The sequence below is a fragment of the Psychrobacter sp. TB20-MNA-CIBAN-0197 genome, assembly GCF_040309765.1.
Lineage (GTDB): Bacteria > Pseudomonadota > Gammaproteobacteria > Pseudomonadales > Moraxellaceae > Psychrobacter > Psychrobacter submarinus.
In genome coordinates this window covers 1-279 of the sequence record NZ_JBEOPC010000442.1, presented here as the reverse complement: position 1 = coordinate 279, position 279 = coordinate 1, and the positions used below count along the sequence as shown (strand labels likewise).

General features: G+C 42.7%; 1 protein-coding gene. It reads left to right on the top strand.

Going from position 1 to position 279, the window contains the following annotated elements; genetic code table 11:
- A partial coding sequence (locus AAEY83_RS14405; RefSeq protein WP_351059915.1) for a homogentisate 1,2-dioxygenase domain-containing protein occupies window positions 1-223 on the top strand: 223 nt, incomplete at its 5' end.
- Window positions 224-279: the final 56 nt, after the last annotated feature.

The following is a 279-nucleotide window of genomic DNA, read 5'->3' as shown; positions in this document are numbered from 1 at the left end:
ACACAATTGTATGTCGCCACATGGACCTGAAGCCGACGTGTTCGACAAAGCCTCTAATGCCCAGCTTGAGCCACAACGTTATGATAATACGCTGGCATTTATGTTTGAATCACGTTATATCATATCCCCAACTAAATACGCTCTTGAGGGCAAAGAGCGCCAAACTAACTACACTGATTGCTGGCGCACAATTAAAAAGCAATTTACTGGATCACAAGGATAATAAACCATGAAACTTTATAGTTATTTTCGCTCATCTGCCGCATACCGGGTGCGTAT